Source organism: Streptodolium elevatio, assembly GCF_053592165.1.
Genome location: NZ_JBSFVE010000004.1, coordinates 171013 through 190772 on the forward strand (window position 1 = coordinate 171013; position 19760 = coordinate 190772).

Genomic DNA, 19760 nt, shown 5'->3' on the forward strand with positions numbered 1-19760 from the left:
CATGCCCGAGCCCTACCAGCACGAAGACGGACAGGAAGACGAGGAGCGCGTCGTGGACGCCGACAACGTGGTCGAGCGCGACGGCTGGACCGTCGTGCCGGTCCGCGGCGACCTCGACTTCTATTCCGCACCCATGTTCGCCGAGTCGGTGCGCTCGCTCGCCGCGCCCGGCCCCCGCCGGGTGGTCCTGGACCTGGCCGACGTGGAGTTCATGGACTCCACCGGACTGCGCCTGCTGCTGGGCGTGTCCCGGGATCTGCGCGAGGCGGGCGGGGCGCTGCGCCTGGCCGGACCGGGCGACCTCGTCCTGCGGCTGCTCGAGGTGACGCAGGTCGCCCCGCTGCTGCCCGCGTTCCCTGATGTAACGTCGGCGTGCAGTGACTGATTCGACCGCACCTCGCTCCTCGTCCCGACGATCCGCTTCCACCTGGTCCGCCACGTCCGAGGCCGCCACGCTCACCGCCACCGTGGACCGGCTCCGCGCCGAGGTCGACGGGCTCCGCCGGGCCATGCGCTCACGCGCGGTGATAGAGCAGGCGAAGGGCCTGCTGATGGCACGCATGTCGTGCAGCGCCGACGAAGCTTTCGGACATTTGGCGCAATTGTCGCAACACACCAATATGAAGCTCGCCGAAGTCGCGGCCGGGCTCTTGGGCGTGGCGGCTCCCCCGAGTTCGCCGGCGATCCCCCGGGGTGGGTCGCCGGGCACCGGACAGACGGCCGCGGGTGGCACGGCCGCGGGGCGGACGACGGCTCCGGGACTGCCGGGCACGGAATCGCCGGGCGTCGGGCAACCGGGCGCGGAGCAGTCGGACGCGGGGCAGCCGAACGCCGGGCAGCCGGGCACCGGCCAACCGGGCTCGGGGCCGCGAGGCGGCGGCCAGTCGCGCCGTGCCCGGGCCGCGGCCGACCGCAAGCCCGAGGGCGGACGGCGACGCGGTACGGCTCCCACGTCGAGGACCGTGCCTCCGGCGCGCGTCCACCCCGCCGAAGAACAGCCCGGCACCACGCGCACGCCGCTCGACCTGTCCTCCGAGGAAGCGGCGCGCTACCACCTGGTCGCGGCGGTCCTGGAGACCGCCGACGACGGCGACGACATGGCCCGGCTGCTGTGCGAGGAGGCACTCGGCAGCACCGAGGCCTGCATGGTGGCCATCGCACTGCTCGAACCGGACGGCGCGCTGCGCCTTGTGGGAACGCACGGGGTACCCGCGCAGGTCGCGAGCCAGTGGCAGCGGATACCCCCGCAGACGTCCGTGCCGCTCACCGACGTCGTGCACAGCGGCGAGCCCGTGCACCTGCCCGACCGGGCCGCGTTCGCCGCGCGCTATCCCCAGGTCGACGCGGCCCTGATGCCCGGCGAACAGCTGTGGGTGGTTCCGCTGGTCGACGCGCAGGGCGCGACGAGCGGTGCCCTGGCCGTCGGCTGGCCGGCCTCGGTCCAGGACATGAGCGCAGCCGCCTCGTTCCTTAGGGCGCTCGCCCAACTGTGCGGCGGCGCCGTGCCGCGCCTGGCCGCGCGGACGGCTCGCGGCGCGGTCTCCGGCGACGAGATGTGGTTCCGAGCGCTGCTGGACTCGCTGCTCGACCCGGTACTGATCCTGGCCCCGATACGCGAGGCCGGCCCCGAGTCCGCGGGCGCGCCTGACCCGGCGTCCGGCGGCACCGGCGGCGACCACGGCGGCGTGACCGACTTCCGCATCGACTACGCCAACGCCGCGACCGTCGACCTGGCCGGGCGTACCGGCGCCGACGTGGTCGGGCGGCGGATGACCGACCTGTACCCCGGCATGGTGGTGTCCGGCGTGTTCGGGCAGTTGCTGGACGTGCAGCGCACCGGCACTCCGTACGAAGGCGAGGCCGAGCAGTTCATCGAGATGGTGTCCGGCCATCTGCGGTCGTCGACGATGACGCTGCGCGCCGTACGCTTCCTCGACGGCGTGCTGCTGAGTTGGCGCATCCACGACGAGGACGAGCGGCGTGCCGCCCAGTTCGCCCAGGCACAGCGGCTCGCCAACCTGGGCACGTGGCAGTACGACATGGGCACCGGCGAAACCGTCTGGTCCCCCGAGATGTTCACGATCATCGGGCTGGACCGCGCGGACGGCACGCCCGGCCCAGCCGCGCTCGCGGACGCCGTCGCCCCGGACGACCTCCCGGCGGTGGAGGCGGTGTTGCACGAGCTGCTGACCGAACACCGGCCGCAGACCCTGGAGTTCCGGGTGACCCGGCCGGACGGCAGGCCGTGCACGGTACGCGCGGCCGCCGAGGCCGTGTGCGACCCGGACGGCGAGGAGGTGCTCGCGCTGCGTGGCGTGCTCCAGGACGTCACCGCGTGGCGCCGGACGCAGGACGCCCTTGCCGACGCCCGGGACCAGTTGGCGGAGGAGCGCGGGCGTACCGCCACCCAGCACGCGGCGGTGACGCTGCTCCAGCGCGCCATCATCGACGTGCCGCCGCCGTCCGACCCCGAGGTGATGCGCTTCGCGGCGCACTACGTGCCCGCCGAGAGCATCGCCCAGGTCGGCGGCGACTGGTACGACCGCGTCACCCTGCCCGACGGCCGTATGCTCGTCGCCGTCGGCGACGTCTCCGGGCACGGTCTGCCGGCGGCGGCCGGAATGACCCAGGTACGCCACGCACTTCGGGGCATGGCGTACACCGGCGCCGAACCGGCGCAGATCCTCACCTGGCTGAACCGCATGGTGTGCCACCAGCGTTCGGACTACATCGCCACGGTCATCTGCGCGCTGGTGAACCCCAGGACCAGGACCATGACGTGGTCCCAGGCCGGCCATCTGCCGCCCCTGCACGTACGCGAGGGCGCACCGCGGGTGCTCCAGACGCCGTTCGGCATGGTCCTGGGGGCGAGTTCGGGCGCGGCGTACGGCTCGGCGGTGGTGGACCTGGCGCCGGGTGACATGGTCCTGATGTACACCGACGGCCTGGTCGAGCACCGCGGCGCGGACCTGGGCCGCGGGCTGTCCCGGCTGGTCGGGACCGTACGGGAGGGCTGCGACGGCGAGCTGGACGCTTGCGTGGAGCACGTCATGCGGCATCTGGGCACTCCCAATCCCCAGGACGACACCTGCCTGATCGGCTTCCAGATCCCGGGCGGCAAGTAGGGGCGTGCCGGGCGCCCGATCATCCCACCGGCTCCTTCTCGGCCGCCGCGGCCGTGGTGGGGCCTGATGCGGCCGCGGAGTTGCGCGTCCTGGCATGTTGCACGAGCTGCGCGACCGCGGCGACCGCGATGTTGGCGACCAGGCCGAGGATGCCCGCGTTGACGTTGCCGACGTCGGGCTTCTCGAAGGTGACATACCAGACGACCGCCACGCCCGCCGCCATGCCCAGGAGGACGGGCCACTTGGCGAGCAGTCTGCGGGCGGTGAGGACCGCGACGAACCCGGGCGCAAGCTGCGCGAGGCCGCTGAACGTCAGGAGGCGGGGCGCGTCGGGCGGCACGCGGGTCAGCGGGTCAGCGGGTCGGCGGGTCAGTCCGCGACGCTCGACGCCGCCCGTTTGCGTGCCCGGTGGGCCGCCACGTTGGCGCGGTTGGCGCACGCCTCCGAGCAGTAGCGGCGGCGGCCGTTGCGCGAGGTGTCCGCGTACACGCGCTCGCAGCGGTCCGCCGCGCACACGCCCGACCGCTCGATGCCGTGTTCGGCGAGGAGGTTGGCCAGGCCGATGGCGGTGTTGATGCGGACGCGCTCGGCGAAGGGCACGCCGGAGGGCGCGTAGTGCACGTGGAGGCCGTAGCCGTGGTCGACGAGCCGCGGCCGCATGGCCACCCGCTCCAGCATGCCGTTGGCCAGGCCCACCGCCGCCTCCAGCTCGTCGGCCGCGAAGATGCCGCGCAGCTCGGTTCCCCACTCGGCGAGCTGCGCCACCTCGGGGGCGCGCAGGTCGCGGGTGAGGAACGAGAACGGCGCGAGCAGTTCGCGCAGCGCCTCGACGGTGACCGGCGGAGCGTCCGGGGACGCGTTGTCGACCGTCCAGAAATTCACCAGCGCGACAGCGGCGCCGACACCGTCGCTGCGGTAACCGTTGACGTCCATTGAACCCTTACTTAGTCTGATCGGTAAGGAGCAACCCGTACGAGAAGTATTACCGATCCTCGAAGGGACGGCCATCATGGCGAGCTGCGACGTCTGCGGGCGGACCGAAGGACCGTGGGAGCACGTGATCTCGCGGCACCGCACCTCGGAGGGCGAAGTCGTCTACACCCGCTGCTCGTGCGGCAGCGTCGCGGTACGACTCGCCGCGCCGAGCCACACCGAGGACGCCGAGGTCCTGGCCCGCGGGCCCGCCGAGCCCGCACTCGCACCGCTTCTGGCACTCGGAGCACTCGGCCCGCCAGAGGCTTCGTAGATATCAAAACGGTAACTTACCTTCCGCATAGTAGGTTTGCGCTGCTGATATGAGCCGTGCCATTTCGGCGCCCGCCGTCCCCGGGCCCGCCTGTCCGTCCGTCGTACGGAGGCAGCTCATGGAAAGACGCTCATTCCTCGCCCGGGGCGCGGTTGTCACGGGTGCCGCCCTGACCGCCACCGCCGGGCCGTTCCAAGGCCTCGTGGCCGCTCACGCCGACACCGCCCGGACGGGTCGCGGCGGGCCGCGGCCCGGGCCCGGCTTCGGTGCGCTGGTGCCCACTCCGGACCGCACCGACGGCCAGGTGCGGCTGCACCTGCCGAAGGGGTTCGCGTACCGCAGCCTCGGCGTCGCGGGCGAGCCGATGAGCGACGGCGTGCCGACGCCCTCGCGCCACGACGGCATGGCCGCCTTCCGTGGTCAGCGCGACGGCACCGTCCTCATTCGCAACCACGAAGTCCCGGGTGTGGCAACGGCTTTCGGCAATCCGTCCGACGCGTACGACCCGTCGTGCGGCGGCGGCACGACCACGCTGACGCTCGACCGGCGCGGCAACCTGGTCGACCAGCGTGTCAGCATCAACGGCACGATGATGAACTGCTCGGGCGGGCCCATGCCGTGGGGCTCGTGGGTGACCTGCGAAGAGGCCGTCGACGGCCCCGACGTGGTGCCGGCGTTCCCGGGCCAGGACAACTCCAAGCTGACCCGCAAGCACGGCTACATCTTCGAAGTCCCCCTGTACGGCCGGACGCGGCGCGAACCGATCCGCAACGCGGGGCGCTTCCAGCACGAGTCGGTCGCGTTCGACCCGGTGTCCGGAGCGGTGTTCCTGACCGAGGACAACTTCGTGGCGCCGTGCGGCTTCTACCGCTACGTGCCGCCGGTGCACCCGTTGCGCGCGGGCAGGCTGCTGGACGGCGGGAGGCTGCAGATGCTCGCGGTGCGCGGCCGCCCGAACGCGCCGCTGCAACTGGGCCAGTCTCGCGGGGCGACGTACGAGGTCGATTGGGTCGACATCACCGATCCGGACCCGGCGCACGCCCCGGGGACGAGCTGGTTCACCGCCTCAAGTGCGGTCGCCAACCAGGGGATTGCCCGTGGCGCGGCGCTGTTCTCACGGCTGGAGGGGTCGACGTACCGGCACGGCACCGTCTACTTCTGCTCGACGCAGGGCGGAGCGGCCGCGCCGGGCGACGAGTTGCCCCCGGTGCCCTTCCCGCGGTTCGGCGAGGGGCGCGGGCAGGTGTGGGCGTACGACATCCTGCGCCGCCGGCTGCGGCTGGTCTACGAGTCCCCGCACTCGCAGGTCCTCGACCTGCCGGACAACATCGCGGTGTCGCCGAACGGGACGTTGATCCTGTGCGAGGACGGCGACGGCGACAATTACCTGCGCGGGCTGACCCAGAAGGGCGAGATCTTCGACATCTCGCGCATGGTGACGCCCGCCGGCGACGCGGACGCGGAGTTCGCCGGGGCGACGTTCTCCCCGGACGGCGACACCCTGTTCGTCAACATGCAGTCGGTGGTCGGCCGGACCTTCGCCATCTCGGGTCCCTGGAACCGCTGTTGACCCCCGGTTGAACCCCCTGTCGAACCTCTGGGCGGACTCGTGGTCAAACCGCCGCCGAGCCGCCGGTTGATCCGTGGCGCACCGGAGGTTCAGCCGCCCAGCGCGGTGGTCGCGGCCTCCGTCGCCGCCGTCAACGCCGAGGCCCAGGACCGGCACACACCCGCCGGTGCCTGGGCCCGGTCGGCCAGCAGCGTGAGCGTGTACCGCTGCCGCCCCAGACGGTCGCGGATCGGCGCACTCAGCGCCGCCAACGGGACCATCTCGTCGTCTTCCTCGGGGAGTTCGGTCGTGTACTCGGCCCACTCGACCGGCGGCATGTGGCGGCGCAGCACGTCGAGGACGGACCGCGGAAGGCCGGACACCTCCAGGTTGGCCAGCACGATGGTCGGTGTCGCGGCGTCGTCCCCGGTGCGGCGTTCGACGAGGTAGCCGCGCTCGCGGGCGGCCCGGACCAGCGCCCAGGTGCGCTCCTGCGACACCGCGAACGGCGCGAGCGGCGTACGCGCGAGCCAGGCGCGCACCGCGTCGTCGTCCCGCCACGCCGTGTTGGTCAGACCCAGCGGCGGTGTGCAGGGGAAGCGCTCGCCGACGATGTCGCGGTGGTCGCCGACGGGGATGCGGCCCACCCGGTCGAGCACCACCAGCGAGTCGTCGTGCAGGCCCGCCAGCACGCAAGGCAGGCCGAGTTGCTCGTGCAGGCGGCGGATGTGCGGCCGGACGATGTCCAGCGAGGCGAGGCCCGTCTCGGCCGCCCAGCCGAGCCGCAGCAGCGCGGGGCCCAGGCCGTACGCCTTCACGTCGTCGCGCGTCGCGAACCCCGCCTCGGTGAGCGCCGCGAGGATGCCCAGGCAGGTCGGCTTGCTCAGCCCGAGCCGCATGCTGACCTCGGTGAGCGTCAGCCGCCGGCGCGGTTCCTCGCCGAGCAGGCTCAGGACCGCCAGCACGCGTTCCGTCGGCGGCGACTGACGTCCCGTCATATCCCCTCGGGCTCTTGATGGTTAGCGCAGGCTGTGCTTACCTGCACGGCACGCACGTCCTCGAATTCCACATTCCATATATGTACCAGGGCACGTCTGCCCGGAGAAGAGGCCGCCGGTGCTCCTCGCCGACAAGACCGTCATCGTGTCCGGAACCGGCCCCGGACTCGGCCGGGAGATCGCCTTGGCCGCCGCCCGCGAGGGCGCCAACCTCGTGCTCGGCGCCCGCCGCACCGAGAACCTGGCCGCCGTCGCCGACGAGGTCGACCCGTCCGGCGCCCGCGTGGTGTGGCAGAAGACCGACATCACCGACCACGCGCAGGCCGAGGCGCTCGCCGAGTTGGCCGTCAAGCGGTTCGGCCGCATCGACGCGCTCCTCAACGTCGCGGCGCTGGACACGGCGGCCGGCGGTCTCGAGCAGACCTCCTGGGACGACCTGCGCGCGGTGCTGGAGACGAACCTCGTCGGCAGCCTCGCGATGACCAAGGCCACGATGCCGGCCCTGCGCCGGCAGGGCGGCTCGGTGGTCTTCGTCGGCTCGCAGGTGGAGATGAAGGTCGTCTCCGACCACCCGCAACTCGCGTACGCCGCCTCGAAGGCCGGGCTGCGCACCGCCGCGCACTACCTGGCCCAGGAGTACGGCCCGGACCGCGTGCGCGTGAACACCGTGTCGCCGGGGTGGATGCTCGGGCCGCCGGTCGAGGCGTACTTGGGCTATATGGCCGCCGCGCAGCAGGTCTCCCGGGAGGCGGTGCTCGCCGACCTGGAGCAGAAGATGGCGCTGCCGTACCTCGCGAGCGACGGGGACACCGCCGAGGCCGTGGTGTTCCTGGCGTCGGACCGGGCACGCGGCATCACCGGGCAGACCCTGCTCGTCAACGCCGGGGAGTACATGCGCTGACGGGACCGGTCCGAGGCGGGGCCGGCCCCCGTGCGCCCTCCGTCCGCGGCGCACGGTGGCCGGCCGCCGCGTTCGGCCCGGCGCCGCGCCCCGGGTCGGGCCGACGGCCCGTGGGCGTCATGCGCGGGCGCCGCCGCCGCGGCGCCCGCGCAGTCCCCACATCGTGAGCACGGCCAGAGCGGCAAACGCCGCCGCCGCGACGTGGAACGCGAAGGTGTACCCGTCGGTGGCCGCCTCGGCGGGTGTCATGCCCTTCGCGGAACCGCTGCGCGCGTCGGCCAACGAGGCGAACAGCGCCATGCCGACCGTCGGCCCGAACAGCATGAAGGTGTTGAACGCCCCTCCCGCCAAAGCCGCCTGACGCTCCGGCACGTCACCGGTGGCGGCGGTCACCGCGCCGGCCGCGGTGAGGCCGATGCCGAGCGGCAGGACCACCATGCCCGCGAGCGGCGCGCCGACGTACGCGGATTCGGGGGTGATGCGGGCGAACAGCAGGAACGCCGACGCCATCAGGAGCATGCCGAGCGTTGCGGAGCGGCGGGCGCCGAGACGGCCGACGAGCGGGACACTGGCGGCACTGACGGCGACGAGGGCCAGCGCGTACGGCACGAAGCCCATCGCCGAGCGCAGCGACGACCAGCCCAGCACCTGCTGGAAGTACAGCGACATCAGGAACGCCGTCGTCGAACCGGCGATCGGCGCGAACATCCCGGTCACCAGGGCCACCACGCGCCGACGCGACGCGAAGAACGACGGCGGCATGAGCGGCTCCGGCACCGTGTTCTCGGCGAATCCGAAAGCCGCCAGCAGCGCGACACCGCCCACGGCCGGGACCAGGAACCAGGCGGACGTCCAGCCGTGCCCGCCGACCGCCACGAATCCGTAGCTGAGCAGGGCGATTCCGCCGGTCGCCAGGGCCGCGCCGAGCACGTCCACGCGTGCGGTCCGCGGTGCCGGGCCGGGCGGCACCCGCCGCGGCGCGAGCAGCGCGACCGCCGCCGCGACGACGCCCATGACCACGAACGCCCAGCGCCACGAGGCCCAGGTCGCGGTCACCCCGCCCAGCGGCATGCCAAGTGCCGCGCCCACACCGGATATCCCGCCCCACGCGGCCAACGCCCGGGCGCGGGACCGGCCTTGCGGAAACAGGTGGCCGACCAGCGCCATCGACGCCGGTGCCGCGAGGGCCGCGCCGACGCCCTGCACGAGGCGGGCGGCGATGAGCAACGCACCGGTCGGAGCCAAGGCGCCCGCGACGGACGCAACCGCGAAGAGCGCGACCCCGGCGACGAACACCGGGCGCCGGCCGTGCCGGTCGGCCAAGCGGCCGCCCAGCAGGAGCAGCCCGCTGAACACGAGCGTGTACGCCGCTGTCGTCCAGACGAGCGCCGAGGACCCGAGCGACAGGTCGCGGGCGATGTCCGGGGCAACAGCCGAGGTGAGGGTGACAGAGGTGTTGAGCACGGCTTGGACCGCGGCGAGGAGGACGAAGGCGGCGCCAACGCCGGCCGCCGTACCCGCCGACGCATCCGTCGGCTCGCCTGTCGCCGCGCTTGCCGGTGCGCGTTCCCTCGCGCCTTCCGTCGCGTTCTCCGTTGCGCTGCCCGCCGCGTCTCCCGGCGCGCCTTTCTGTGCGACCGGTATCTCCGGACGTGTGTGCTCCATCGCGGTCTCCGTCTCCCTAGGCGCATGCCGGTCCCCGCGGACCGGAGGCGGTGCGCGGGTGCCAAACTGTACTTCTAAGTTCAGATGAACTCAACAGTACAGTTCAGGTCTCGTAGACTGGCTCCCGTACGGGCCGAAGACCGCGTCCGAAGCCCGGAATCGCGACGGACGTGAGGGAAAGAGGCCCAAGTGACCGCACCCGGACACCGCACCGCGACCCGGCGGGTGCCCGCGGGGGACCGCGCCCGGCGCAAGCGGGAGGCCATCGTGCGCGCCGCGTCCGGAGCGTTCCTGCGCGACGGCTACGACGCGGGCATGGACGCGATCGCCGCGGAGGCGGGCGTGTCGAAGGTGACGGTCTACAACCACTTCGGCAGCAAGGAAGAGCTGTTCACCGCGATCGTCGGCGACATCCTGGACCGCGCACTCGCCGACTCCACGGCCCTCGTCGAGGCCCGGCTCGGCGCCTCGGACGACGTACGCGCCGACCTGACGGCCATCTGCCGCGCCTGGGTCGCCGGCCACGCCACCCCCGAAGTGCTGGCGCTGCACAACGTGGTGGTGGGATCCACCCGGCGCTTCCCCGACCTCGGCCGCACCTGGCAGGAGTTGGGCCCGGACCGCTTCCATACTCTGGTACGCGCGGCCCTCCAGGAACTCGTCGACCGGGGGCGCCTCGTCATCGACGACGTCCCGCTCGCCGCGATCCAGCTCTCCGGGCTGGTCCTGCTGCCGCACATCGCCTACGGCGCGGCCGGCTCCGCCCCCGACGCGGACCTGACGGAGCGCCTGATCACCGGCGGCGTGGACATGTTCCTCGCCCGCTACCTGCCCTCGGCTACGCCGACCCCGTGACACGCCTCCCCCGACGGCGCGTCAGGCGGCGCGGGATCCGTGAGGAATCGCCGGATCTGTGTTTGTCTGCTGTGCATGACCGATGAATCGATCCTGGTACTGGGGGCCACCGGTTCGACAGGACGCCGCGTCACGGCACAGCTCCGCCTCGAAGGCCGCACGGTCCGTGCCGCCTCGCGGCAGGGGCACACGAACGGCGGCGTGCGCTTCGACTGGACCGATCCCGACACCTGGGCGGACGCCGTCGGCGATGCCACCTCGATGTACCTGATGGCACCTCATGAGCTGCCGGTGGAGCCGGAGTTCGTGGACACCGCCGTGGCGTCGGGGATCCGCCGCATCGTGCTGCTGTCCAGCCGGGGCATCGAGCCCATGGACGACACCCGGCTTCTGGCCGCGGAGCAGCTCGTACGCGACTCGGGCGTCGACTGGACGATCGTCCGGGCCGACTGGTTCGACCAGAACTTCGACGAGGGCTTCTTCCGCGCCGCGGTCATGGCCGGGGAGCTCGCCGTACCGGTCGGCGACCTCGGGCAGGCGTTCGTCGACGCCGGCGACATCGCCGCGGTGGCCGCGAAGGCGCTGGTGGGCCGGGGGCACGAGGCGACGACGTACGAGGTGACCGGCCCCGAGGCGCTGACCTTCGCCGAAGCCGCCGACGCCATCGGCCGGGCGGCCGGCCGCAAGGTCGTGTTCCGCGGCGAACCCGACGCCTACCGAGCCGTCCAACGGGAGATCGGTTTCCCGGCGGAGCAGACCGAGCGGGACATCGTCGCGTTCACGGCGCTGCGGGAGAGCGGCGGCGGGGATGCCACCGACACCGTCCGCACGGTGACGGGCCGGGAACCGCGGAGTTTCGCCGACTACGCGGCGGATGCCGCGGCGCGTGGCGCCTGGCGCGACGGGCGCTGACCCTCCGCCTGCGCGCCCGTTGCCTGCACGCCCGTTGCCTGCACGCCCGTTGTCTGCACGCCCGTTGTCTGCACGCCCGTTGTCTGCGCGCCCGTTGTCCGCGCACCCGTCACCTGCGGAACGGTCGACTGCTGCCTCGACCGCTTCCGACGGGCGAGAACGCCGCGCAGAACCGCGGCCACCACCATGGCGGCCGAAGCCCGGTCCAGTGGACCCTTCGTCATCGCAACTCCCCTTCCAGGACGGCGGGAACGCCGGAACGCCGGAACGCGCACGGACGGCGCGGACCGGTACGGATCGGGGTCCCATGCACTCGTGCCATGCGACCCCGATCCACCCGCTCCACCCGGCCGTGGGCGCGTACTCGCCGACTACCCGGACCGGCCCCGCACAGTCGACACCCGCGATCGGAACGCCCCGCATTGGTCGGCGTCCGGACGCATGCCCCGGACACAACCGGGCAGCGGGAGGTTTCCGGCAGTCCTACGCGAGGAGGAAGCATGGCTTCGATGCCGCCCGACGCGGGCCGCCCCGGCCGCCCGCGCAATTCCGTCGACGGCGAGACGCCGCCGAAACCGCGGGTGTCGCCCGAGACCGGCACAAGCACGACAGGCCCGAACAGCGGCACCGGCACCGGCACGTCCGACGAAGGGACGTCCCACAGCACCGGATCGGTCATCCGCGAAGTGCCCAAGCGTGCGCAGGAAACCGCCGCGCACACCGCGCACATAGCCGCCGAGAAGGCCGAACTCGCGCGCGACCGCGCCGTTTCGGCCGGCCACCAGATCGGCGAGCACACCCCGGACTCCGTGAAGGCGGCGACGGGGGAAGCGGTTTCGCAGGCGCGCAGGCGTCCCGTTCCCGTGGTGGGCGCCGTGGTCGTGGGTGCACTGGTCGTGCTGTGGGTGCGGCGCTCGCGCCGCTCGTAGCCCGTACGAAAGGCCCGCATCTCGACACCCGGGCCCGCACGCCGACGGAAGGAGATCCACTTGGGCATCGCATCCGGCCCCGAGGACGTCATCGCCGTCCTGGTACGCGACCACCGCGACATCGAGGACGTCTTCCTCGAACTCGAGCACCGGGCCACCGCCCCGGCACGCCGCAGACACCTTGTGGACACGGCCATCAGCACTCTGGCACGGCACACGCTCGCCGAGGAGCGATACCTCTATCCGGCGGTGCGCAGGCACCTCGAGGACGGCGACCCGGTCGCCGATCGCGAGATCGCCGAACACGCCGAGGCCGAACGCCTCATGAAGCGCCTCCAGGGGGTCGAGCCGACGGACGCGCGGTTCGAGCCGCTGGTGCGCGAGCTGATCGCGAGCGTACGCGGGCACGTCGAGGGCGAGGAGCACGGGCTGCTCCCCCGACTGCGGGACGCGTGTGCACGCGACGAGCTGATGGAACTCGGCGACACGGTAAGGCAGTTCGAGCGGAATGCGGAGCGCGGGGCCCCGGACGGCCACGCGTACCCGCCCCCGCACCCCGGCGGCCCGGCACGCCCGGCCGCCGACCCACCTGAGGCTCCCGGAACCGGCATGGTGGACCGGCTCCGGGATGCGTTGACCGGGCGCGGCAGATAGCCGACCCATCTGCGCCGCGCGCCAACCCCCCTCCCGTGCGCCGCGCAGGCCGGCAGCCCCCGGTCACGCACGAGGCCGGCCCGCATACGCGGGCCGGCCTCCTTGTGCGTCCTGCCTGTTGCGCTTGCCGTCGTGCTTGCTGTTTGTTGCGCGTCCTGCTCGTTCTTGCCGGGTCTTACGGGTGCGTCTTGGTGCGTCGGGGCTGTCCGGCCTCAGCCGGCTTGGCGGCCGTAGTGCTCTTCCAGCAGCCGCCGGTAGTCGGTGTCACCGGTGTGCTTGTCCCGGTCGAACTCCGGCGCGGTCTCTATCTGGGACTTGCTCGCCTCGACGTACACGCGCTTGTCCTCGACGTCGATGCTGGAGACCAGTCCGGCCGGGAGCAGGACGTGTTTGCCGAAGATCCACACGCCGGTGTCGACGACGAGGCACGTGGCGCCGACGTCGTCGCTGTGCTTGTCGATCTTTCCGATGTGCCCGTCCAAGGCCTCCACCTTGAACCCGATGAGGTCCAGTCCGCTCTGGAAGCCGGTCTCGGGCCGGTAACCCCACATGTCCTCGGGCATCGTGTCCGTCTCCTTCGTTGACGCTGTGACGCTGACCTTGCCGTGGACGGCGCTACCCGAGGGCCGGGGTGCCATGCGCGGCACGGCCGACGAACTCTGCCGAAGGCGTGGCTCCGGACTTATCCGTCACTCCGTCGAACCTGCTCCTCCTTCTCGTGCCGGAACGCTCCCCGACGCATGATCCAGGGCAGCACCACCCAGCACACCGCGAACCACACCATGACCGCCGTGGTGCTCACCCACGCCACGGCCCCGTCGGTCACCACATGCAGCAGCAGGAGCAGCACGCACGCCACTGTCACCGCGAGCAACCCCACCCCCAGCATCACCATCCGCCGCGCGGTGACCACCAGGCTCGGCTTGCGTCCGATCCCGGCGACCGCCAGGTGGAAGACCACCACGCCGACCAGCGTGCCGGTGGCCGCCGCCCCGAAGACGACCGCCCAGATGTACAGGGCCCGTTCGAAGTCGGTGAGCGTCTCGAAGCGCGACGTGAACGCCACGCTGAGCAGGAAGCCGAACAGGATCTGGGCACCTGTCTGGACGACCCGTACCTCTTGCAGCAATTCGTTCCAGCGACGGTCCGCCTGTTCACTCAGGGTCTCGTCGCGCTCGGAATCCTCGATTTTGCGGTCCGTTTGCGCCATGTTCGTGCGAATGCCCGGTGAGCGCCGGTCGAATCGGAATGGCCCCGGCCCTTCGTGGTAGGCGAGGAAGAGGGCCCGGCAACCCCGCGGCGTGCCTCCGGCGCCCGCCCGCCCGGACGCGGCCTCTGTCGCCCGGGCGGCAACCCCGACGACGGCCCGACAACGGGCCCGCGACGGTCGGCTGCACGCCCGCCGATGGCCCCGCACGACCGGCGGCCGATCGCCCGCGATGGGAGAGGACCCCATGCCACGCGACCCCGCCCCGGCCGGCGACCGACTGCGCGAGCGCACCGAAGCACTGCTGCGCCGACTGCGCGCGCTGCCGTTCGGCACGCCGAGGCACCGAGCGCTGCGCAACGAGATAGTCGAGCTGAACCTCAACCTGGCCGGCCTGGTGAGCGCCCGCTACCACCGGCGCCCCGACCTGCGCGACGACCTTCGGCAGGTGGCGGTGGTGGGGCTCATCAAAGCCGTCGACGGATACCGGCCCGGACAGGGGAACGGCTTCCTGGCGTACGCGATGCCGACGATCTCCGGCGAGGTCAAGCGCTACTTCCGCGACCACACGTGGCAGCTGCACGTACGCCGGTCCGAGCAGGAACTGTTCCTGGGGGTGGTCAAGGTCCGCGACGAGCTCGCCGCCCGCCTGGGACGCGTCCCGTCCGAGGACGACGTCGCCGAGCACATGGGCGTCCCGACCGCGGAGGTCCGCAAGGGCCTCGCCCTGGGGGACGCGCACCGCGTCACGTCCTTGGACCGCACCCTGAGTCCCGATGCCCCGGACACCGTGCACGCGGTGTACGGCGCCGAGGACCCGGCGCTGGAGCTCGCCGAGAACCTCGCGGCGCTGCGCCCGCTGCTCGCCCAACTGCCGGACCGCGACCGGCGGATCCTCACGATGCGGTTCCGCGACGACATGACGCAGTCCGAGATAGGCGAGCGCATCGGGCTGTCCCAGATGCACATCTCGCGCCTGCTCAGCAGCACCTGCCGCCGGCTCCGGGAAGGCCTGCTGGCGAGCTAGCCGCGCCAGCCGCGCTAGGCGCAGGCGCGGCGCAGGGCGTGGTTCGTCAGAAGCGTGCGGAGGCGCCGCCTCGCCTGGAAGAGACGGGTCATGACGATGCCGCGCGGGGTGTCGGTGATGTCGGCGATCTCCTGGTAGGAGTAGCCCTCAACGTCCGCGAAGTAGAGGACCACCCTCAGCTCGGGAGCGAGCGCCCCCAGCGCTGTGGTGACCGCCTCGTCCGTCATCCGCTCCAGCGCCTCGACCTCCGACGACCGCCAGTACTGGCCGTCCGAGAAGTCCGGCAGCGGGGCCGCGCTCGTGGGCCGCGCCGACCGGTACGAGTTCCGCCACACATTGTTCTGCACCCGGAACAGGAAGGCCGCCAGGTCGGCGTCGCAGCTCAGGCGCGGGAACAACCGGTACGCCCGCAGGTACGTCTCCTGCACCAGGTCCTCGGCCTCGGCCCGGCTCCCGGTCATGCGCAGGCCGGCCGCGTACAGCCGGTTCAGGTGCGCGAGTGCGTCCCGCTCGAACCGCGCGTCGCGCTCCGCGGGGCTCTCCTCCCCCTCGCCCCCGGGTTGTCGTCCCGTGCTGCGATCGGTAAGCGTGGACATCGGATCTCCCCTGGTGTTGATGACAACCACCACGATCCAGTCCTGAACGGCGCCGATCAACGCCGGATTCCGGAACGCTCACTGTCGTCTGACTTAACGATGGGCAGGCGGCCGCCACGCCGGACGCCCCTTGGCGCCCCCGGGTGAACCCGTGCGGAATACATGACAGTGGGTGTCGTGATTCGCTGACAGGCTCCTTCATGCGGCGTCGGACGGCGGTGGTCGAGCCGATGGACGTGCGCACTTCCCCTACGAAGCGAATGGAGCTGATGTTGCCATGGAGCGGACCGCGGTCAACCCTGTGCAGTGGTCGGTGGAGATGGGATTCAACCAGGGCGAGGTCGTCTCCGGGCACACGCGCACCCTGTACATCTCCGGCCAGACCGCGACGAGCGGGGACGGCAAGCCCCGGCACGACGACGACATGGCGGCGCAGCTGACGCTGAGCATCGACAACCTGGAGGCCGTGCTCGGCGAGGCCGGGATGTCTCTCGCGAACCTCGTCAGGCTCAACGTCTACACCACCGACGTCGACCTGCTGTTCCAGCACTACGGAGCCCTGGCCGCGCGCCTGGGCGCCGCCCGGGTGACCCCCACCACGACAATGCTCGGCGTGACACGCCTCGCTCTCCCCACCCTGCTCGTCGAATTGGAGGGCACCGCTGTGGCATGACGTAAGCACACCACGACCGCCGCGGTCACCCCAGATCGCCGTCGGGTCGGCACCTGAGAATCCGATGAACTTCTTGATGACTTCGGGTCCGGACAGGTCTCCTTCGACCATCGCTGTGTGCAGGACGCCGCTGAAGGAGGCGGCCGCCCGGAACATGCCGGGATTGCGTGCGGCGTACGTGAACGCGCCCTGGCCGCCCATCGACAGTCCGGCGGCCGCCCGTACGTGCCCGGCCCGATAACCCCCTTCGAGGAGCCGGCGCAGTTCGCGGGTGTGGAAGGTCTCCCACGCGGGACTCCCCCAGTCCCCGTGGTTCCACCAGTTCGAGTAATAGCCCGTCGCCCCGCCTTCCGGCATGACCACGATGACGTCGGTGTTGCCGACGATGTCGGATATCCCGTACCTGGTCCAGCTGGTGTGGTCGCCGAAGGCCCCGTGCAGCAGGTAGAGCACGGGCCAGGTGCGTCGCGCCGTGCGGTTCCAGCCCGGAGGGAGCAGGAGCCGTACGACCGCAGGGCGCCCGAGTGCGGGCGAGTCGACGGTCAGATCGAGGGTGCGCGCGTCGACGCGTACCTCGCCGACCACGCGCGCGTGGCGGGTCGAAGGGGGTGCGGGCCGCGGCGTGGCGGCCGCCGTCCCGGGGACAAGTACCGACCCCGAAACGGCGCTTGCCGCGACGACGAACGCTCTTCGGTGACTGTCGTGCTCGATCATCACGACGGTGATGGTGCGCGGCAGCGCCGCGACCAGGCTCGTGAGCCGGTGGGCGTCGGCGGGCGACAGGCCCGCGGTCGGCTCGTCGAGCAGCAGCACCTGCGGTTCGCGTGACATCGCAAGGGCGATCTCCAGGACGCGCTGCTGCCCGTACGCGAGTTCGCGCACCGCGCGGTCGGCGAACGCCGCGAGGTCCCACTCCTCCAGGACCTCCATGGCCTGCGCCGCGAGCCGGCCCACCGAGCCCAGCGGGCGCCAGAACACCCGGTGCGCGCCGGTCTGCGCGGCCAGCGTGAGTTCGACGTTCTGGCGCACGCTCAACTCGTCCAGGAGGTCGGTGAGTTGGAACGTACGCGCGAGTCCGAGCCGGGCCCGCCGGTGGGCCGGCAGGCGGGTGACGTTCCGGCCGAGCAGGCTCACCGTCCCTTCCGTGGGGCGCAGTTGGCCGGCCAGCAGGTTGAACAGGGTGGACTTCCCGGCGCCGTTCGGGCCGATGAGCGCCCGGCTTCACCCGCCGGGACCTTGAGGGTGACGTCGTCGTTGGCGCGGAAGGCCCCGAACTGCATGGTCAGGTTCTCGCCCGCGATCGCGTACTCGGTCATGCGCGCACCTCCGCCGGGACGCCGGCCGGGTCGGCCGCGGCGTCGGGTGGTGCCGCGCCTCCCGGCGAACTCTTCTTCTCCCACCAGGACTTGGTGGTACGCACCGCCCAGCCCGCGCGTCCCAGGACGCCGTCGGCGAGGAAGAGCGCGGTGGCGATGTAGACGATGCCGAGCACGGTCGTCCACCGGTCGGTGTAGGTGCTCACCCACACCTCCAGACCGGTGACCAAGACGGCGCCGAGGAACGGCCCCAGGAAGTGCCGGGCGCCGCCGAGGATCGCGAAGACCAGCACGTCGGCGCTGATCAGCCACGACATGTTGGCCGTCGACACCGAGCCCTGGAGGTAGACCTCCAGCACCCCCGCGACGGCCGAGAACGCGCCCGAGACGGTGAACGCGACGACGCGCAGGCGGCCGGTGCGGTACCCGGTCGCGCTCATCCGCGCCTCGCTCTCGCGCACGCCGACCACCGACATGCCCAGCGGGGAACGCTGGTACATCCACAGCAGCGCGACGCACACCGCGACCACGACCAGGGTGAGCATGTAGTACCCGTCGCCCTCGCGCACCGACGAAGGCAGCCCGTCGCGCGGGATGTTCGGGATGCCGTTGTCCCCGCCGGTCCATTCGGTCTGGTAGAAGGCCAGACCCGCGATGGCCTGGGCGAGGGCCAGGGTGAGCAGCAGCAGGTAGATGCCGCGCACCCGCAGGCACATGACGCCGAACACCGCCGCCACCGCCGCGCCGAGCACGACCGCCGCGGCCAGGACCACGAGCGGCGGCCAGTCCCAGCGGGTCACCGCGATACCGACGGTGTAGCCGCCGATGCCGAAGAACGCCGCGTGCCCGAGCGACGACATGCCGCCGAAGCCGAACACCGTGTTGTACGCCGTCGCGAACAGGCCGAGCAGCAGCATCCGCGTCGCGACGAACGTGTAGAAGGAGTCGGTGAACGACGGCACGAGCACGAGCAGCACCGCCGCGACGGCGAACCCGCCGGTGACCGTGATGCCGCGCCGCGACAGCACACGGTCCTTCGCCGCCCCCGCCGGCTTCTTCTCCGCAACGCTCATCGGAACACCGCCTTGCCGAACAGGCCGCGCGGACGCACCGCGAGGAGCGCCGCGACCGACGCGTACAGCGTGAACAGGGCCCACTCGGGGAACCAGACCTTGCCGTACTGGTCCACGAGCCCGACCAGGAACGCCGCGAGCAGCGCGCCGCCGATCGAACCGAGGCCGCCGACCACGACGACGATCAGGGCGAGCAGCAGTACTTCGAAGCCGCTGTCCGGGGCGAGCGAGGTGAAGGCGCCGCCCCACACGCCCGCGAACGCCGCGAGTCCCGTACCGCAGCCGAACACCAGCAGGAAGACGAGTGGGACGCGGATGCCCACCGCGCGGGCGATCTCCTCGTCGTCCACCGCCGCACGCACCTTGGCGCCGGTCGGCGTGTACTTCAGCAGCGCCCCGACGACCGCCGCGAGCACGATGGCGACGCCGATCATCACCAGCCGGAACTTGGGGAACACCCAGTCGCCGATGGTGACCGGCCCCTCCAGCCCGGGCGGGGTCGGCGGAGCGACCGGGTCTCCTCCGTAGTTCGCGAGGATCTGGTCGCCGATGATGTACGCGACGCCCAACGTCAGGACGATCTGCGGCAGTTCGCTGCCGGCGAGCCGGTGCAGGAACGCCCGCTCGACGACCATGCCGCCTGCCGCCGCGGCCAACACGCCGGCCAGCAGCGCCAGCCAATAGTCGGTGCCGTTGGTGGTCAGGTCGTACGCGAGGTATCCGCCGAGCAGGTAGAAGGCACCGTGCGCGAGGTTGACCGTGCGCATGAGGCCGAAGGTGATGGTCAGTCCGCTGGCGACGAGGGTACGCCTCGAACCCGGCGTTGACGTCGGTGCCCAGCGCGGCGAACGGGCCGGTGGCCGGGTTGAGCAGGCCGACCGTGACGGTGCCCTTGGCGCCGGCGGCTTTGCCGTCGTGCTGCGGGCCGCCGTTCTTGTCCGACGGGTCCTTCCCGCCGCAAGCGGCGAGGAGCAGCAGGGCCGAGGCGGCGACCGCGGCAACTCTCAGCTTTGACATGTCACATTGCATAGTCC

The 19760-nt window shown here is 72.0% G+C and carries 23 protein-coding genes and 2 pseudogenes; 13 read left to right on the top strand and 12 right to left on the bottom strand.

Going from position 1 to position 19760, the window contains the following annotated elements:
* Position 1: 1 nt before the first annotated feature.
* A complete protein-coding gene (locus ACWD12_RS10455; protein WP_358348915.1) occupies positions 2–385 on the top strand; it encodes an STAS domain-containing protein in 384 nt (127 codons plus the stop codon).
* A complete protein-coding gene (locus ACWD12_RS10460) occupies positions 378–3125 on the top strand; it encodes a SpoIIE family protein phosphatase (protein ID WP_450099183.1) in 2748 nt (915 codons plus the stop codon). Before ACWD12_RS10455 ends, ACWD12_RS10460 begins: the two co-directional genes overlap by 8 nt.
* A 19-nt stretch (positions 3126–3144) precedes the next feature.
* Here the strand turns inward: ACWD12_RS10460 and ACWD12_RS10465 are convergent, their stop codons facing one another.
* Entirely contained in the window at positions 3145–3465 is a 321-nt protein-coding gene (locus ACWD12_RS10465) for a hypothetical protein (RefSeq protein ID WP_450099184.1), read from the bottom strand.
* A gap of 29 nt (positions 3466–3494) precedes the next feature.
* A complete protein-coding gene (locus ACWD12_RS10470) occupies positions 3495–4058 on the bottom strand; it encodes a CGNR zinc finger domain-containing protein (protein WP_358348928.1) in 564 nt (187 codons plus the stop codon).
* A gap of 76 nt (positions 4059–4134) precedes the next feature.
* Between ACWD12_RS10470 and ACWD12_RS10475 the strand changes: the two genes are divergently transcribed.
* Both ACWD12_RS10475 and ACWD12_RS10480 read left to right on the top strand, forming a co-directional pair.
* A complete protein-coding gene (locus ACWD12_RS10475; RefSeq protein ID WP_358348931.1) occupies positions 4135–4371 on the top strand; it encodes a hypothetical protein in 237 nt (78 codons plus the stop codon).
* Between the two features lie 118 nt (positions 4372–4489).
* Complete coding sequence (locus tag ACWD12_RS10480) at positions 4490–5941, top strand: alkaline phosphatase PhoX (RefSeq protein ID WP_450099185.1); 1452 nt, start codon at positions 4490–4492, stop codon at positions 5939–5941.
* 89 nt (positions 5942–6030) lie between these two features.
* Here ACWD12_RS10480 and ACWD12_RS10485 read toward each other — a convergent pair whose 3' ends face one another.
* Positions 6031–6918, bottom strand: coding sequence for an IclR family transcriptional regulator (locus tag ACWD12_RS10485; RefSeq protein ID WP_450099186.1), 888 nt, complete (start codon positions 6916–6918; stop codon positions 6031–6033).
* A gap of 118 nt (positions 6919–7036) precedes the next feature.
* On the opposite strand from ACWD12_RS10485, the gene ACWD12_RS10490 reads away from it, so the two are divergent.
* Complete coding sequence (locus ACWD12_RS10490; protein WP_450099187.1) at positions 7037–7819, top strand: SDR family oxidoreductase; 783 nt, start codon at positions 7037–7039, stop codon at positions 7817–7819.
* A gap of 117 nt (positions 7820–7936) precedes the next feature.
* Here the strand turns inward: ACWD12_RS10490 and ACWD12_RS10495 are convergent, their stop codons facing one another.
* Positions 7937–9484, bottom strand: a complete 1548-nt coding sequence (locus ACWD12_RS10495) for an MFS transporter (protein WP_450099188.1) — start codon at positions 9482–9484, stop codon at positions 7937–7939.
* A 189-nt stretch (positions 9485–9673) separates the two neighbouring features.
* On the opposite strand from ACWD12_RS10495, the gene ACWD12_RS10500 reads away from it, so the two are divergent.
* The 4 genes from ACWD12_RS10500 to ACWD12_RS10515 all read left to right on the top strand — a co-directional run bounded on the left by ACWD12_RS10500 (position 9674) and on the right by ACWD12_RS10515 (position 12834).
* On the top strand, positions 9674–10339 hold the full coding sequence (locus tag ACWD12_RS10500; protein ID WP_450099189.1) for a TetR/AcrR family transcriptional regulator C-terminal domain-containing protein: 666 nt from the start codon (positions 9674–9676) through the stop codon (positions 10337–10339).
* Between the two features lie 75 nt (positions 10340–10414).
* Positions 10415–11251, top strand: coding sequence for an NAD(P)H-binding protein (locus ACWD12_RS10505; protein WP_450099190.1), 837 nt, complete (start codon positions 10415–10417; stop codon positions 11249–11251).
* 500 nt (positions 11252–11751) lie between these two features.
* Positions 11752–12180, top strand: a complete 429-nt coding sequence (locus ACWD12_RS10510; RefSeq protein ID WP_450099191.1) for a hypothetical protein — start codon at positions 11752–11754, stop codon at positions 12178–12180.
* A gap of 60 nt (positions 12181–12240) precedes the next feature.
* A complete protein-coding gene (locus ACWD12_RS10515; RefSeq protein WP_450099192.1) occupies positions 12241–12834 on the top strand; it encodes a hemerythrin domain-containing protein in 594 nt (197 codons plus the stop codon).
* Between the two features lie 212 nt (positions 12835–13046).
* On the opposite strand, the gene ACWD12_RS10520 is transcribed toward ACWD12_RS10515, so the two are convergent.
* Positions 13047–13397 carry a PRC-barrel domain-containing protein gene (locus ACWD12_RS10520; RefSeq protein WP_358348956.1) on the bottom strand — a complete coding sequence of 117 codons (351 nt, stop codon included), beginning with the start codon at positions 13395–13397 and terminating at the stop codon, positions 13047–13049.
* A gap of 119 nt (positions 13398–13516) precedes the next feature.
* Positions 13517–14044 (bottom strand): DUF6328 family protein, encoded by a 528-nt coding sequence (locus tag ACWD12_RS10525; RefSeq protein WP_358348959.1) that lies wholly within the window; start codon positions 14042–14044, stop codon positions 13517–13519.
* Between the two features lie 244 nt (positions 14045–14288).
* Here ACWD12_RS10525 and ACWD12_RS10530 point away from each other — a divergent pair, with 244 nt between their 5' ends.
* On the top strand, positions 14289–15068 hold the full coding sequence (locus ACWD12_RS10530; RefSeq protein WP_450099193.1) for a sigma-70 family RNA polymerase sigma factor: 780 nt from the start codon (positions 14289–14291) through the stop codon (positions 15066–15068).
* A gap of 14 nt (positions 15069–15082) precedes the next feature.
* Here ACWD12_RS10530 and ACWD12_RS10535 read toward each other — a convergent pair whose 3' ends face one another.
* Positions 15083–15664 (bottom strand): sigma-70 family RNA polymerase sigma factor, encoded by a 582-nt coding sequence (locus tag ACWD12_RS10535; protein WP_450099194.1) that lies wholly within the window; start codon positions 15662–15664, stop codon positions 15083–15085.
* Positions 15665–15941: 277 nt separating this feature from the next.
* On the opposite strand from ACWD12_RS10535, the gene ACWD12_RS10540 reads away from it, so the two are divergent.
* Positions 15942–16337: a RidA family protein gene (locus ACWD12_RS10540; RefSeq protein ID WP_450099195.1), complete on the top strand. Its 396-nt coding sequence runs from the start codon at positions 15942–15944 to the stop codon at positions 16335–16337.
* Positions 16338–16373: 36 nt separating this feature from the next.
* Here ACWD12_RS10540 and ACWD12_RS10545 read toward each other — a convergent pair.
* Positions 16374–17051: pseudogene (locus tag ACWD12_RS10545) on the bottom strand (alpha/beta hydrolase); the annotation flags it as partial.
* Between ACWD12_RS10545 and ACWD12_RS10550 the strand changes: the two are divergent.
* Positions 17040–17165, top strand: coding sequence for a hypothetical protein (locus tag ACWD12_RS10550; protein WP_450099196.1), 126 nt, complete (start codon positions 17040–17042; stop codon positions 17163–17165). The pseudogene ACWD12_RS10545 and the gene ACWD12_RS10550 sit on opposite strands and share 12 nt — an antisense overlap.
* An 18-nt stretch (positions 17166–17183) precedes the next feature.
* On the opposite strand, the pseudogene ACWD12_RS10555 reads toward ACWD12_RS10550, so the two are convergent.
* From ACWD12_RS10555 to ACWD12_RS10570, 4 genes and pseudogenes are all read right to left on the bottom strand, one after another.
* Positions 17184–17546: pseudogene (locus ACWD12_RS10555) on the bottom strand (ATP-binding cassette domain-containing protein); the annotation flags it as partial.
* On the bottom strand, positions 17468–17653 hold the full coding sequence (locus ACWD12_RS10560) for a hypothetical protein (protein ID WP_450099197.1): 186 nt from the start codon (positions 17651–17653) through the stop codon (positions 17468–17470). The gene ACWD12_RS10560 and the pseudogene ACWD12_RS10555, both read right to left, overlap by 79 nt.
* Positions 17650–18726 carry a branched-chain amino acid ABC transporter permease gene (locus ACWD12_RS10565; RefSeq protein WP_450099198.1) on the bottom strand — a complete coding sequence of 359 codons (1077 nt, stop codon included), beginning with the start codon at positions 18724–18726 and terminating at the stop codon, positions 17650–17652. The genes ACWD12_RS10560 and ACWD12_RS10565 overlap by 4 nt, the downstream gene beginning before the upstream one ends.
* Entirely contained in the window at positions 18723–19493 is a 771-nt protein-coding gene (locus tag ACWD12_RS10570) for a branched-chain amino acid ABC transporter permease (RefSeq protein WP_450099199.1), read from the bottom strand. Before ACWD12_RS10570 ends, ACWD12_RS10565 begins: the two co-directional genes overlap by 4 nt.
* On the opposite strand from ACWD12_RS10570, the gene ACWD12_RS10575 reads away from it, so the two are divergent.
* Positions 19492–19740, top strand: a complete 249-nt coding sequence (locus tag ACWD12_RS10575; RefSeq protein ID WP_450099200.1) for a hypothetical protein — start codon at positions 19492–19494, stop codon at positions 19738–19740. The genes ACWD12_RS10570 and ACWD12_RS10575 overlap by 2 nt on opposite strands.
* Positions 19741–19760 lie beyond the last annotated feature (20 nt).